The 13,876-nt window shown below is 36.1% G+C and carries 16 protein-coding genes; all 16 read right to left on the reverse strand.

Going from position 1 to position 13,876, the window contains the following annotated elements; genetic code table 11:
• Nucleotides 1-3: 3 nt before the first annotated feature.
• Nucleotides 4-1,101 (reverse strand): HD-GYP domain-containing protein, encoded by a 1,098-nt coding sequence (locus GGQ92_RS14730; RefSeq protein WP_184250707.1) that lies wholly within the window; start codon nucleotides 1,099-1,101, stop codon nucleotides 4-6.
• A gap of 243 nt (nucleotides 1,102-1,344) precedes the next feature.
• On the reverse strand, nucleotides 1,345-1,674 hold the full coding sequence (locus GGQ92_RS14735) for a YunC family protein (protein WP_184250710.1): 330 nt from the start codon (nucleotides 1,672-1,674) through the stop codon (nucleotides 1,345-1,347).
• A 58-nt stretch (nucleotides 1,675-1,732) separates the two neighbouring features.
• Nucleotides 1,733-3,124, reverse strand: coding sequence for a 5'-nucleotidase C-terminal domain-containing protein (locus GGQ92_RS16635; protein ID WP_184250713.1), 1,392 nt, complete (start codon nucleotides 3,122-3,124; stop codon nucleotides 1,733-1,735).
• A 16-nt stretch (nucleotides 3,125-3,140) separates the two neighbouring features.
• On the reverse strand, nucleotides 3,141-3,974 hold the full coding sequence (locus GGQ92_RS14745) for a sulfite exporter TauE/SafE family protein (RefSeq protein WP_246384518.1): 834 nt from the start codon (nucleotides 3,972-3,974) through the stop codon (nucleotides 3,141-3,143).
• A gap of 204 nt (nucleotides 3,975-4,178) precedes the next feature.
• A complete protein-coding gene (locus GGQ92_RS14750) occupies nucleotides 4,179-4,910 on the reverse strand; it encodes an Rv1352/Rv1906c domain-containing protein (RefSeq protein ID WP_184250715.1) in 732 nt (243 codons plus the stop codon).
• 226 nt (nucleotides 4,911-5,136) lie between these two features.
• On the reverse strand, nucleotides 5,137-5,391 hold the full coding sequence (locus GGQ92_RS14755; RefSeq protein WP_184250718.1) for a hypothetical protein: 255 nt from the start codon (nucleotides 5,389-5,391) through the stop codon (nucleotides 5,137-5,139).
• Between the two features lie 105 nt (nucleotides 5,392-5,496).
• On the reverse strand, nucleotides 5,497-5,757 hold the full coding sequence (locus GGQ92_RS16730) for a DUF4181 domain-containing protein (RefSeq protein ID WP_184250721.1): 261 nt from the start codon (nucleotides 5,755-5,757) through the stop codon (nucleotides 5,497-5,499).
• Entirely contained in the window at nucleotides 5,706-6,476 is a 771-nt protein-coding gene (locus GGQ92_RS14765) for a class I SAM-dependent methyltransferase (protein WP_184250724.1), read from the reverse strand. Before GGQ92_RS14765 ends, GGQ92_RS16730 begins: the two co-directional genes overlap by 52 nt.
• 204 nt (nucleotides 6,477-6,680) lie before the next feature.
• Nucleotides 6,681-8,078, reverse strand: coding sequence for a Fe-S cluster assembly protein SufB (gene sufB, locus GGQ92_RS14770; protein WP_184250727.1), 1,398 nt, complete (start codon nucleotides 8,076-8,078; stop codon nucleotides 6,681-6,683).
• Nucleotides 8,079-8,114: 36 nt separating this feature from the next.
• Nucleotides 8,115-8,552 carry a Fe-S cluster assembly sulfur transfer protein SufU gene (gene sufU, locus GGQ92_RS14775; protein WP_184250730.1) on the reverse strand — a complete coding sequence of 146 codons (438 nt, stop codon included), beginning with the start codon at nucleotides 8,550-8,552 and terminating at the stop codon, nucleotides 8,115-8,117.
• A complete protein-coding gene (locus GGQ92_RS14780) occupies nucleotides 8,542-9,762 on the reverse strand; it encodes a cysteine desulfurase (protein WP_184250733.1) in 1,221 nt (406 codons plus the stop codon). The genes sufU and GGQ92_RS14780 overlap by 11 nt, the downstream gene beginning before the upstream one ends.
• Nucleotides 9,762-11,069 (reverse strand): Fe-S cluster assembly protein SufD, encoded by a 1,308-nt coding sequence (gene sufD, locus GGQ92_RS14785; protein WP_184250736.1) that lies wholly within the window; start codon nucleotides 11,067-11,069, stop codon nucleotides 9,762-9,764. Before sufD ends, GGQ92_RS14780 begins: the two co-directional genes overlap by 1 nt.
• Nucleotides 11,070-11,084: 15 nt before the next feature.
• Entirely contained in the window at nucleotides 11,085-11,870 is a 786-nt protein-coding gene (gene sufC, locus GGQ92_RS14790; RefSeq protein WP_184250739.1) for a Fe-S cluster assembly ATPase SufC, read from the reverse strand.
• Nucleotides 11,871-12,559: 689 nt separating this feature from the next.
• Entirely contained in the window at nucleotides 12,560-12,712 is a 153-nt protein-coding gene (locus GGQ92_RS14795; protein WP_246384520.1) for a YuzK family famiily protein, read from the reverse strand.
• A 200-nt stretch (nucleotides 12,713-12,912) separates the two neighbouring features.
• The gene (locus tag GGQ92_RS14800) at nucleotides 12,913-13,236 is read right to left on the reverse strand and encodes a thioredoxin family protein (RefSeq protein ID WP_184250742.1); all 324 of its coding nucleotides are present in this window, start codon (nucleotides 13,234-13,236) and stop codon (nucleotides 12,913-12,915) included.
• A 49-nt stretch (nucleotides 13,237-13,285) separates the two neighbouring features.
• The gene (locus tag GGQ92_RS14805; protein WP_184250745.1) at nucleotides 13,286-13,636 is read right to left on the reverse strand and encodes a toprim domain-containing protein; all 351 of its coding nucleotides are present in this window, start codon (nucleotides 13,634-13,636) and stop codon (nucleotides 13,286-13,288) included.
• Nucleotides 13,637-13,876 lie beyond the last annotated feature (240 nt).

Consider the following 13,876-nt stretch of genomic DNA (forward strand, 5'->3'; position numbering starts at 1 on the left):
AAATTATTTCATCATTAAATTAAGCTGCCCAGTATCTATGATCATTACATTTAATATTTTTGCTAGGTCGACATCGTAAGGACTTACTTCCTGCCCCTCTTCTTCTATAATGCGTACTACAGGACGGTGAAATAAGTGAGGATGTTGTCGAGTAACTATCCCTTTTCGGCCATCACTTAATAGCACTGTTAAACCATTTGGATATAAAGCGATGGATTGCTTAAACTGTTCTACCATATGCTTCTCAAATTTAATGTCTGCTCCACCGTAAAGTACCTCCATAGCGTCATGTGGAAGCATTGCATCTCGGTATACCCGATTACTTGTCATAGCGTCGAATACATCTGCCACGCCAATTATTTTCCCAAATGAATGGATTTCATTACCGTGTAATCCTCTTGGATAACCGGAACCATCTATTCTCTCATGATGTTGGTAAGCACAATGAGCCACAACCATTGGAAACTGAGGCTGCTTTCTTAAAAGATCATACCCATATTCTGTATGTGCCTTAACCAATTCAAATTCATCGTCCGTTAAACGAGAAGGTTTATTTAAAACAGATGAAGGAATAAATATCTTTCCGATATCATGTAGTAAAGCACCAACACCTAAGGATTCGACTTCCTTTTCATTTAGACCTAATTTCTTAGCTAGTACTAACGTATACATGGACACATTCAATGAATGAGTGAACACATAATCATCTACAACCAGGATATCAGATAGAAATTGGATTGCTTCCTGTTTCTTATCTAATTCCGTAATAAGATCCTTTGCCAAATCATAAACGGTATGAGCGGCGGAATCTAATAGATAGGTTGTCTTATGAATATCCTCCGGTTGAAAAGTATCAAATACATTTTTAATTTTTAAGATGGCTTCTTGCCGATATTCCTCTTCTATCAATGGTTCGACTATAATATCGTCTGTAAATTCATCACGTATGTATACATAAGTGACTCCACCAACTTGGAGCCTTGAAATCATGCTTTTCGTTAATTTCATATTTTTCTGAACGAGTATTCTACCGAAACTGTCATAGATTGGTTTAGCCAGTTCGGCCCCTTCCTTTAACAAGGAAGTAGGAATTAATCTCATAAAACACACCTATTTCTAATGTAATAGTATTTTTATATCAGTTTATGTCGTATTATGCTACTATTCATCTTAAAATAAATATTACGTTAAGTAAAGGTTAATTCGTAATTTTACCTATTTTGTAGTTAAATTGTCAAAATGACACAGATTGATGAAAAATAGATAGGAATGGACAAGTTCAAATGAACCATCCATTCCTACTCATTCAAAAATGTACAAACAAGAGGTGCAATCCCTCGTTATTTAATGTAATAATTCATCTTCTGCACTACCAAGCGCGACAAGAGCTTCCTTAATGTCCATACCTTCTCTCCAGCCATATTTCTTCTGTGCTTCTAAGGTCACTTTATTTAACTTAGCATGTAATAAATCATCGAGAGTTTTTACACCGACTGCTCTTCCAGCAATGACACCTCTGTCTTTTAATTTGTCATTTAACAAATCTACATCTAAGGCACCACACATCACATAACCAATTTCATTTGTTATAACGAGTAAGTTTGTCTTAGGTAATGCAACCCTAATCGCTGTAAAAGGATAGTTCTCTATCCATAAAGGCTTAACTTCCATCATGAAACGCACACCCCTTTCCCTACAAAGCTATGCATCAAGTAAAGGATATGTGCTAATTTCACTGATAATTTCTTAAGGCATCCGCCAATACATTTCGAAGAAAATCTGGTAGGTGTAATGTTTTGCTTTGCGCTCTTACTATCTCAGGAAACATTTGACCAAAATTAAACATATCTGCTGTTACAAAACGATACGTTCGATTCATATCTAAAGGTTCTCCTTGGAAGCTGACTTCTCTAACTCGTTCGATTCCATCGTCACCGACTTCAGAATCAATTTGTAATCCATCAAAAATAAATTTACCTATAACTTTACCTCTAAATCCAAATCCAATTAACTGTAAATGAATAAGCTTAGGATCATATGCACCTCTCACTATTTCCATTATTTCGATTCCTCTTAACTCGGTCGTACATGGATTTATAGGATGAGGACATATGCGATGGATATCTCCATAGGTGACCTTTCCTTTTGGCAAACCCTCCAAAATCAATCCTGCATTGAGCATAGCAATATCAGCATTTACCCAATCTTTTAGCCTTTTTGTTAACATTTCCATCAATGGCGTAGTAGTATACCAATCAATCTCTAGTTTTTCATCTAAAGTAGTTATAGGTGTTGCTAATTTTTCTAAAGCCAAGTTATGCCACTTATCGATACTTTTTACTGTTTCTTTATCCTCTTCCATATGTACTGTCTCACTAATAAATGCTTCCTTTTTAATCAAGCCATCAGTAGTATGGTCCCAAGTTAAATGGACTTCACCAACATAGCTACCAAATTTACCAGCAGCAGTCATTAAAACACCGTTATGCGTATAATTATTCTTTAATACATGATGTGTATGTCCGCCAATAATTACATCTATCTCAGGAAATTGCTCTGCAATCCGTTCATCCTCTGGCAAACCGAGATGAGAAAGAAAAATAACGATATCACTATTTTCTTTCATTTTCATAATATTTTTCTTTAAATATTCGATTGGGGAATCTATGTTCCATCCAAGCGGCTCGTAATAAGGTGTAAAAGGAGCCGTTAAGCCAAAAAATGTAATCCTTAATCCCGAGTCTGAAATTTTTGTAATTTTCGATTGTAGCCATTTTGGTTGCTCCGACTCACTAGCACTCAAATTAGCAACAGTTACTTGAAAAGAAGCGTCATCATATAACCCGTATAAATCCTCATACTCTAACGTAATTCCTTCATTGTTACCAATTGTAACAACATCGTACTCTGCTTCATTCAATAACTGAACGTTCGCCCCTCCTCTGAATGCTTCAGCTATTGGATGTGAGCGATCAACATGGTCCCCGATGTCTACGAAATAATGATCTTCCTTTTTCTCCTGATACATAAATCGCTGCTTTTTCATAAAATGAGTAATTTTTGACCAATTCTCAAAATTACTATGTAAATCGTTTGAATAAAAGATATGTATTTTCTCTTTCACGAAGGATATCCCCTCTCTATAACAAGCCTTGCCAAATTAAACGTATACCAATGATAAGTAGCACAATCTTCAACATGGTTTCTACTGCATTATTGGAAAGACGACTGCTAATTTTTGCACCTAGCATCCCTCCTAGCCACGCACCAGGTATAAACGGCCAAACATATTGCCATTCAATATGTCCAAGTGAAATATGCATAATTGAGCTAGCAAAACTAGTGACTAAGATTAAAAACATCGAAGTTGCTGCTGCTATCTGCGTAGGTATATGATAAAGTAAAATCATAGCTGGAACCATTAAAGACCCGCCACCAATTCCAAAAAAACCAGACATTAAACCCACCACAAATGAAACAGCTGCTGCTCCAATTGGTGAAAAGCTGTACTCATATTCGATATCTTTAAGTGTATAATTTCTGACAATATGATTTTCCTTTGGTTTCCGCCTAGGCGTACCTGTAGATTGATATTTCTTCCGAAGCATAAAAATGACAAATATAGCTAACATTACAAAGCCTAAGGAAACAGAGAAAACCTCTGTATTTACAAATTGATTAAGCCATGCTCCTATTAAACCTGCAGGTAAGCTTCCTGCAAGAAAATATATTCCTATTTTGTAATCGACTCGTTTTTGCTTTGTATAAGAATATGTGGAGGATGCAGCTGTAAATATAATTACTACTAAAGATAAAGCTGCGACCGTACTAGCAGTTGCCCAGTCAAACATTGGTGTTAATTCGTAAAGTATTAATAAAGCTGGAACTAAGATAACTCCTCCACCTAAACCGACTATGCTTCCTATTAGACCTGCTGTTAAGCCAACTAATAGGCATATTAGTATTAATATCAATTGCATCCCTACCCTAAATAAAATTATCCTTCTTGTTGTACTATACTATTTGTTATGTAACAATTGGAAAACTTATAATTAACTGCTTTGTATCTATACATAATATTGATAAATTCCGAGAAAAAGAAGAGCCCATATGCTGGACTCTTCTTCATTATATAGATTTCCGGACGATTTTTCCAATCTCCGTTTTATTACTATTAATTAGTTTGTGTCAATATACATATCTTGCAATGTTAAATATTGGCCATCCTCTACAGTTATATAGGTATCTGCCTGTGGATTATCATTTGTTACGATACTTCCTAAATCATGACGACTATCGGTGCTTACCTCTATATATCCCATTCCCATCGAAGCAGACTCATCGAGTAGAACCTTATATTCACCTGCTGGAATGTCTTCTCCGACCTTATACATCCCATTTCGATACACACCATCATCTGGTTGTATAGAAGGTGCCTCAGTGACTGGATAGGCTGTTCCACCTTGTAACTTAAAATACTCACCATCATTTAACGTAATGTATGCGTGTGAGTCTGAATAAAGATTTAAATTAAAAATAATGCTCTCTAGTGAACCTGTACTGTCAGAGGAGCTCTCAATATAAGTCATCGAATCAGCTATCACTAAATATTCTCCAGCATCTAATTCTTCTCCCACTTTATATGTCCCAGGTTCAATACCTGCAGCTGTATCGTTGGTTTCTTCCGCAGGCTCTTCCTCTTCTGGCTCATTCTCAGTAACCTCTTCTTCATCTTCATCCGGAGTTACTTCGTTATTTTCTTGTTCTGCTGCATTTTCCTGTTCTACTTGATCTTCTTCTACTACTTCATCGTCTCCACCACTAGTGGCAATTGCGATAACGATTATTATTGCTAATAACCAAAACCACCATCGTTTAAAAATTGATTTTTTTTCACTTTTATCTGCCAATTTTATAATACCTCCTAATGAGTTACTGAGCTTAGTGTTACCAATCCAAAAAGATTTTTGCATGAAATTACAAAAACCACCGTTTTGATGACACTTTTTAAGAAAAGTAGGAGAAATTAAAAGAGCTCCCTTCTAATGAAGAGAGCTAAAAGATTGTTATAGTCTGAAGACGATGTTTTTAAATTTCAGGATGAATTGCATGTTCATACGCTAATTATTTATTGAATTATTTGGCACTGCTCCATACCCAAGTTACTTTTTTCATTATAAAATAAGCAATTGGAGCGGCCAGCACAGCCATTAGTAATGATGGCATGATGGATTGTTGTCTAGTTATTATAGTTGTCTCTTGAGCATAACCAGCACTCATAATTCCTGTTAAGTCAGGGGTATACGTAAGTGTAAAGAACAGTCCAGATAGAAGTTGCAGTAGTATAAATACTAAAATAAAACTGACGGAAAATAGTGCGACTTTTTTCAATTGAATCCTCCTTAAAATTAACTGGCTCTACAAAATCCATAACTTTCATTTAAATAATTATCTTATATGTATTCTATAATTCTATGCTTATTTAATATATACGAGTTAACTCTGTAAAAGTTTCAATAAACCTCTTGTTACACCAGAAGTGAAAATGAAAATAATTATAATTAACCAAGGTTGCAGAATTATTGTCGTAATCAAAGAGTTATTTATCGAGTAAATGATTAATAAAGTGAAAAAGAATGCGATAAATATAGCTCTAATTATCCAATCCCATTTTTTATGCGTATCATTAATGTGATTATAAGAATTTAAGATTTTTTCACAGCTACCATTTGAAGTCTTCGATAATCTGCAATCCATTTTCCGTCTTTATATAAATCAGGCTCTATAAACGTCTTTATTTGTTTATATACTATACATTTTTCATCTGAGGAGAGATCATAGAAAAAACTATCTGCAAATTGGTCAAGGAAATGATATAACCCCTGATCTCCATCCGGAAATTCCGTCGGTCGATCATAAAGCCTCGCATAAGCTACTTCAAAGCCATTATTCTCTAATAATGCACTATACTCTCCTATACTTGGAAAATACCATGGATTTCGAGACGTACTATCTATTCCGTGTATCTCTTCCAAAACATGTTTAATTCCTTGTTTAATAGTTGCGATGTTTCCCCTTCCTCCAAACTCTGCTACAAAGCGCCCATCATGTCTTAATACTTTATTGACAGATTGTACTACATTCTCTGCGTTCTTCATCCAATGAAGAGCAGCATTCGAGAATACAGCGTCAAATGTTTCTTCGATATAAAAATCTTCTCCGTTACCAACTATAAACGGAATATCCGCGTATTTTTGTTGTGCCTTTTTAATCATCTGAGGAGATGCATCCATTCCTGTAACTTTAACGCCTGTTTTTGATATCTCATACGTCAAATCACCAGTCCCGCAACCTAAATCTAGAATCTTTTCTTCTGAATTTGGAGACAATAAATCAATTACACTTTTTCCATATTCTGAAACGAAGTTAAATTTATTATCATATGTAACGGCATTCCACATATCCTCTCTACTCATATCCCACTCCCTAACATCAATTTTAATTGAGATTATATTTGATTACTTTCTATAAAAAATAGTTATTTATGGCAATTTTACCATAAAGGAGTTGAAATAACTAGTTCGCTTTAAAAATAGGAAATCTAGAATTTATTAAGTTACCAAATAAAGAGAAATAAAAAATCCTTACCACAACTTGCTGTGATAAGGATTTTTTGTATATTAACCGATAGATCCTTCCATTTCGAAGCTTATGAGGCGGTTCATTTCCACCGCATACTCCATTGGAAGTTCTTTTGTGAATGGCTCGATAAAGCCCATTACGATCATTTCGGTAGCTTCTTCTTCAGAAAGACCACGGCTCATTAGATAGAATAGTTGTTCTTCAGAAACTTTCGAAACTTTCGCTTCGTGCTCTAATGAGATGTTATCGTTCAAGATTTCGTTATACGGAATCGTATCAGAAGTAGATAGGTTATCTAAGATAAGCGTATCACACTCAATATTAGAACGTGCACCTTCTGCTTTACGGCCGAAGTGTACTTTTCCTAGATATGTTACTTTTCCTCCACCTCTAGACATAGATTTAGAAATAATCGTTGATGAAGTTCTTGGTGCTAGGTGATACATTTTCGCACCTGCGTGTTGGTGTTGTCCTTTACCAGCAAACGCGATGGAAAGTGTCATACCACGTGCGCCTTCACCTGTTAGTAAGATAGATGGATATTTCATCGTTAATTTAGATCCGATGTTACCGTCAATCCATTCCATTGTTCCGTTAGCTTCAACAGTTGCACGCTTCGTAACAAGGTTGTAGACGTTGTTCGCCCAGTTTTGGATTGTTGTGTAACGGCAGTATGCATCTTTTTTAACGATAATTTCAACAACCGCACTGTGTAGTGAGTTTGTTGTATACGTTGGTGCTGTACATCCTTCTACATAATGAACAGATGCGCCTTCATCTACAATAATTAGTGTACGCTCAAACTGCCCCATATTTTCAGAGTTAATACGGAAGTATGCTTGTAAAGGTGTATCAGCTTTAACACCTTTTGGTACGTAAATAAAGGATCCACCAGACCATACTGCTGAGTTTAGTGCAGAGAACTTATTGTCTGCTGCAGGAACTACTTTACCGAAGTATTCTTTGAAAAGATCTTCGTTTTCTTGTAAAGCAGTGTCTGTATCCTTGAAGATAATTCCTAAATCTTCTAGATCTTCTTTTAAGTTGTGATACACAACTTCAGATTCGTATTGTGCAGAAACACCAGCTAGATATTTTTGCTCTGCTTCTGGGATACCTAAACGATCAAACGTACGTTTAATTTCCTCAGGTACCTCATCCCAAGAACGCTCAGAACGTTCAGATGGTTTTACGTAATACGTAATTTCATCAAAGTCTAGTTCAGATAAATCTCCGCCCCACTGTGGCATTGGTTTTTTATAGAATTGTTCCAATGACTTTAAGCGGTATTCTAACATCCATTCCGGCTCATTCTTCATATTAGAAATTTCTCTAACAATATTTTCAGTTAGACCTTTTTCTGTACGGAAGATAGAAATGTCGCGGTCATGGAAGCCATATTTATATTCGCCTATTTCAGGTGCTTTCTTCGCCATTTAAATACCTCCTAATTAGGATTAGGCATTGGTAGCTTAGCGTTCTTCTCCAACAGCTTTTTCTGCTGCTTTCCACGCAAGCGTCGCACATTTAATACGCGCTGGGAATTTGGAAACGCCTTGCAATGCCTCAATATCGCCTAAATCTATATCAATCTCATCTACATCTTTACCCAGCATCATATTTGAAAAAATATCAGACATTTGTAGTACTTCGTCTAACGTTTTTCCTTTAATTGCTTGGGTCATCATTGAAGCAGAAGACATACTAATCGAGCAACCTTCTCCTTCGAATTTCGCATCTTTTACTTTCCCTTCCTCCAAAGCAAGAGAAAGTTCAATGCGATCCCCACAAGTGGGGTTGTTCATATCTATTGTAACAGAATCATCATCTAATTTTCCACGATTGCGGGGATTTTTATAATGATCCATTATGACTTGTCGATATAATGTGTCTAAATTATCAAAAGACATCGCCAAAATACTCCTTCGCTCGATTGAGTCCTTCTACTAGTCGATCTACGTCTTTTTCATCATTGTATAAATAAAAGCTTGCTCGAGCTGTTGCTGTACACTGAAGCCATTTCATCAATGGTTGTGCACAGTGATGACCTGCACGCACTGCAATACCTTCTGCATCTAAAACAGTTGCTGTATCGTGAGGGTGAACACCGTCAATATTAAAAGTGACTAAACCTGCTCTCTTTTCTGGACCATAAATCGTTAGTCCATCTATTTCAGAGAGTTTTTGCTGTGCATAATGTACTAATTGGTTTTCGTGCTCGGTAATCTTATCTAGGCCAATCTCTTCTAGAAAATCAATTGCAGCTCCTAAACCAATCGCACCCGCAATAACAGGTGTACCACCTTCGAATTTCCACGGGAGTTCTTTCCATGTAGAGTCATATAAGTCTACAAAGTCAATCATCTCTCCGCCAAACTCTACAGGTTCCATTTTTTCTAGCAATGCTTTTTTTCCATACAGTACACCAATTCCTGTTGGTCCACACATTTTATGACCAGAGAATGCATAAAAATCACAATCTAAGTCCTGAACATTTACTTTCATATGTGGCACACTTTGTGCACCGTCTACTACAAGAATCGCACCATTCTGATGAGCGATTTCTGCAATTTCCTTAATTGGATTCACTGCTCCAAGCACGTTTGAAACATGTGCAATAGCGACAATTTTAGTATTGCTAGTGACGGTTTCTTTCACAGCGTCGATTGTTACCGTGCCATCTTCAGCTAATGGAATATACTTGAGTGTTGCTCCAGTATATTTAGCTGCTTGCTGCCAAGGGATAATATTACTATGGTGCTCCATCTGGGTGATGATAATCTCATCACCTTCTTTTAGAAAGTGACGAGCATACCCATAAGCAACCGTGTTAAGTGAGGTTGTTGTACCTCTAGTGAATATAATTTCTTGTACGGAATTGGCACCAATGAACTGCTTCACTTTTTCACGAGCACCTTCATACTGGTCTGTTGCACGATTTCCCAGAGTGTGCACTCCTCGATGGACGTTTGAATTATTATTTTTGTAATAATTTTCTATCGCCTCAATAACTTGAAGTGGCTTTTGGGAAGTTGCAGCAGAATCCAAGTATACAAGAGGATGTCCATTTACTTCTTGATTAAGTATTGGAAATTGCTCGCGAATAGCTTGAATGTCCATTAATATACTTTCCTTTCAATAACCTCTGTTAATTGATTTTTAACAGCCTCAATAGGAATTTCATTTACAACTGGAGCTAAGAATCCAAAGATAATGAGTCGTTCTGCTTCCTCTTGTGAGATTCCGCGGCTCATTAAATAGTAAAGCTGTAATGGATCTACACGTCCAACTGAAGCTGCGTGTCCTGCAGTAACATCATCTTCGTCAATAAGAAGAATTGGGTTTGCATCTCCACGAGATCCTTCACTTAGCATTAATACACGGGATTCTTGTTCAGCATTTGCTTTTGTCGCACCATGTTCGATTTTACCGATACCGTTAAAGATTCCAGTGGATTTTTCTTTCATAACACCGTGTTGTAAGATGAGTCCATTAGAATTTTTACCATGGTTAACAATTCTTGCTGTAAAGTTTTGAATTTGACTACCGCGTCCAACAGAAACTGTTTTCGCATAAGAGAATGAATTATCACCGATTAGATGAGTTACGTTCTCGGAAGCAGTATTACCGTCATTCATTTGTCCAAGGTTCCATTCGATCTTTGCATCACGGTAAGCAACTCCGCGGCGGTTAACATATACAGTTGTACCTGCAGCAAAATTATCAACAGAACCGAAAGTGATAGATGCATTATCATGCGCAATTACTTCTGCCACAATATTAGCTACTGCTTTTTCATTATCATTATGAGAAATATAATTCTCTACATATGTTAAAGAACTATTTTCATCTGCTACAACAATAACATGGTTAAATGTTGCAGCCTCCTTATCTTCTTGCCAGAATACAGCTTGAAGTGGTTCTTCTACTTGAACGTTTTTTGGTACGTAAACAAATACCCCACCGTTCATTAGTGCTGCATGAAGTGCAGTTAGACGATGCTCATCAATTTGAACAGCATCTTTCATATAATATTTTTCCACTAAATCACTATGTTCTTTTAGTGCTGTTGCAATATCCGTTAAAATAACTCCTTTATCCTTAAGTTCAGAAGATAAAGATGCATACGCAACTGAGTTATTACGCTGTACTACAATATTCTTATTTTCTTTGTCAGTATCTAAAAATGCTTGAATAGCATCTGGTAGTTCATTAGCTGAAGTGATTTTATCACCATCTACACTATGCTTAAAGTCTTCAAAATTCCAACGTGTAATATTCGTCTTATCAGGTCTAGGCATTTCTAAGCGATCCGCAAGCTCTAATCCTTTTAAACGAATTTCTTTCATCCAATTAGGTTCATTTCTTTTATCTGAAAATGAACTTACGTAATCCTGGTCATATGGTAGCTTCGTTTCCACAGACATACAATACCTCCTAACTTATGCGTTATTTCCTACAGTTTCGTCTTCAATTCCTAGTTCTTCTTTAATCCACTCATAACCTTCTGCTTCTAGGCGTTGTGCTAATTCTGGACCACCAGATTTAACAACGCGTCCTTGCATCATAACGTGTACATGGTCTGGAGTAATATACTCTAGTAAACGCTGATAGTGTGTGATCATTAAGCATCCAAAACTATCACTGCGCATCTCATTAATACCGTTTGCTACCACTTTAAGAGCGTCGATGTCTAATCCTGAATCAATTTCATCTAGAATCGCAATCGCTGGCTTAAGCATCATTAATTGAAGAATTTCGTTACGTTTTTTCTCTCCACCAGAGAATCCTTCGTTAAGATAACGCTGAGCCATGTTTTTATCAATCTCTAGGAAATCCAATGTTTTATCCATTTCTTTAATAAATGGCATTAATTGAATTTCGTCACCTTCTTCACGATGTGCATTAATCGCAGTACGTAAGAAATCAGATGTTGTTACACCACTAACTTCACTTGGATACTGCATTGCTAGGAATAGACCTGCTTGTGCACGTTCGTCTACTTCCATTTCTAGTACGTCTTCTCCATCAAGAAGAATTTGTCCTTGCGTAACTTCATATTTAGGGTGACCCATAATTGCAGAAGCCAATGTAGACTTACCAGTACCGTTTGGCCCCATTATTGCATGGAATTCGCCACCTTTAATTGTTAAATTTACTCCCTTTAATATTTCCAGACCTTCGATTTCAACATGAAGATCTTTAATCTCTAAAGTTGATCCTGCCATCATACATACCTCCAATATTTAATATGCATTGTTAAATTTGTAGTGGAATGAAGTTCATTCTCAATCTATTCTCATTACAATCTTATACTATTTAGAAAGTATAATCAACTCCTAAATTATAATTATTTTAATCTAGGGTCTAACCACTATCAAATTCTGTGCTATTATATCATGTTTTACCATTACTTATCGAATGTTAAGGTTGTAGCTCCTTAAACATATTGCACTATGTAATATCCTATAAAATAAATTCTTCATTATATATAAGGTGCTAAGACAGAATACGTATATGATTCCTAAATGCGTTCGCATAAATTGAGAGGCGAGGAAATAACTAAACCTTACAATATTAAAGGCGAACAATTAAAAAACGAAATATAAATTACGCAGCAAAAACACGTAGACTCCTGCAGGAAAGCAACAGCCGAGGGATTACAGGATGTAATTCAGTTCGGCGTTGCAACAGGACGTTGCAATATTAGCCGAACATCCTATACGTTTTCAATTGAACTTTTGTAATTAGTTGAGGCGTTGCCTGCGGAAAGCGAAGTGTTTTAGCGAAGTAATTATAAAAAGCATACAAACAGAACTGATTCTAACGAATCGTTCGGTTTGCAGTATGATTAAATAATTCTGTCCCATCCTCATTATATATAAAGACAACCGCCATTGACGGTTGTCTTCGTTTATTATCTGTAAACTGATTGTTCAATTTCCAAAATCGCGATTTGACCTTTTTTATAATCCATTTCTCGTTCTTTTTCGACCTTCAGGCGTTCATTCAGTTGACGGCTATACTCTTCATAGCCAACGCCGTGTGACTGCTGCATGGCTTTCTCCATTTCCGGTGTGTAGTCTAGATGTAACTTATGGTCGTTAATAAAGAATCATCCTTTCTTTTAGTAACAAGAACATTATAGCACGGTGAATTACCACCGCCAATTACCATATTCCACGAAAGAAAGGATTAAAACATAGTTTCGAAAAATGACAAAAGGCTTATCGGAACGATTGAACGATTAGAGCAAAATACCACCATATACTAGCGATTACTCGCATTTTGCCAAGTATCTATCTTTTCGAAGATATTTGTTACCGATTCAAATGCGTACATTTTATACTGTACAACTCCGTTATGGACCTGGATAAGTGCTGGAACACTTTCAATTTGGTGTTCTTGCATAAACTCGGGAAAAAAAGAAGCATTCATTTTTTTAATTGGAATTTCTTTTTTCATTTCTGAAACATACCTCAACATTTTTTCAGCTAGTTGGCATGTCGCACAAAAAGGAGTGTAAACATATATAAGTTGTTTATGTTCTGTTTTCATTATTTCATCGAGTTGTTCGTTTGTTAGTTCATTCATCTAGCAATTACTCCTTGTAATTAGTATAGCTTGTTAGATTGCGTAAGAATTATAAATAATAAGGATCTATATGAATCCGTGATGCAGCAAGCACACCCGCTAATTCTGCTTCCGGTGTGGCAGCAACTTCTCTAAATGCTTTATCAATATAAATATGTCGAGCATGCGGTATTTCAAAGGATAATTGCTTACGTAGCTTTTTTCCTGCTTTATCCTCATCGACAAGAATATAAACTTCTCGATCATCCATATGAAATACTTCGATCATATCCTCTATTCGATCCACTCCAATTGTTCCATTCGTACATACAATATCGACTTCTTCTTTTATTAACTTTTCAACCTTTACTTTATCCGTCCTACCTTCAACAATAATAACCTTTTTATCCTGCGTTACCATCGCTTCACCTGCTTTGTTATATACCGCTACGATAACTAACGTTTTTACCTATTATATGCTTTACCTAGTATTTTATATGTTATATTGAAAATCCTATCGTTCAAGCTATAGGTACTTGTCATTTTTATACCCCCTTTTCACGTACCGTATTGTCAAAAGTTTTATAGTAAAAACTTGTTAAAACCTTGGTTTAATAGTCTTTAAATGCAAAAAACTTGCCACCCCCCGAATCTTGGTGTT

Source organism: Gracilibacillus halotolerans (assembly GCF_014206945.1).
Taxonomy (GTDB): domain Bacteria; phylum Bacillota; class Bacilli; order Bacillales; family Amphibacillaceae; genus Gracilibacillus; species Gracilibacillus halotolerans.

Coding starts and splice junctions, on each gene's coding strand:
- GGQ92_RS14735 (WP_184250710.1), bottom strand. CDS start 1,674: ATGATGGAAGTTAAGCCTTTATGGATAGAGAACTATCCTTTTACAGCG.
- GGQ92_RS14780 (WP_184250733.1), bottom strand. CDS start 9,762: ATGGACATTCAAGCTATTCGCGAGCAATTTCCAATACTTAATCAAGAA.
- GGQ92_RS14765 (WP_184250724.1), bottom strand. CDS start 6,476: ATGAGTAGAGAGGATATGTGGAATGCCGTTACATATGATAATAAATTT.
- GGQ92_RS14805 (WP_184250745.1), bottom strand. CDS start 13,636: ATGGTAACGCAGGATAAAAAGGTTATTATTGTTGAAGGTAGGACGGAT.
- sufB (WP_184250727.1), bottom strand. CDS start 8,078: ATGGCGAAGAAAGCACCTGAAATAGGCGAATATAAATATGGCTTCCAT.
- sufU (WP_184250730.1), bottom strand. CDS start 8,552: ATGTCTTTTGATAATTTAGACACATTATATCGACAAGTCATAATGGAT.
- sufC (WP_184250739.1), bottom strand. CDS start 11,870: ATGGCAGGATCAACTTTAGAGATTAAAGATCTTCATGTTGAAATCGAA.
- sufD (WP_184250736.1), bottom strand. CDS start 11,069: ATGTCTGTGGAAACGAAGCTACCATATGACCAGGATTACGTAAGTTCA.
- GGQ92_RS14795 (WP_246384520.1), bottom strand. CDS start 12,712: ATGGAGAAAGCCATGCAGCAGTCACACGGCGTTGGCTATGAAGAGTAT.
- GGQ92_RS16730 (WP_184250721.1), bottom strand. CDS start 5,757: ATGGATTGCAGATTATCGAAGACTTCAAATGGTAGCTGTGAAAAAATC.
- GGQ92_RS14800 (WP_184250742.1), bottom strand. CDS start 13,236: ATGAATGAACTAACAAACGAACAACTCGATGAAATAATGAAAACAGAA.
- GGQ92_RS14730 (WP_184250707.1), bottom strand. CDS start 1,101: ATGAGATTAATTCCTACTTCCTTGTTAAAGGAAGGGGCCGAACTGGCT.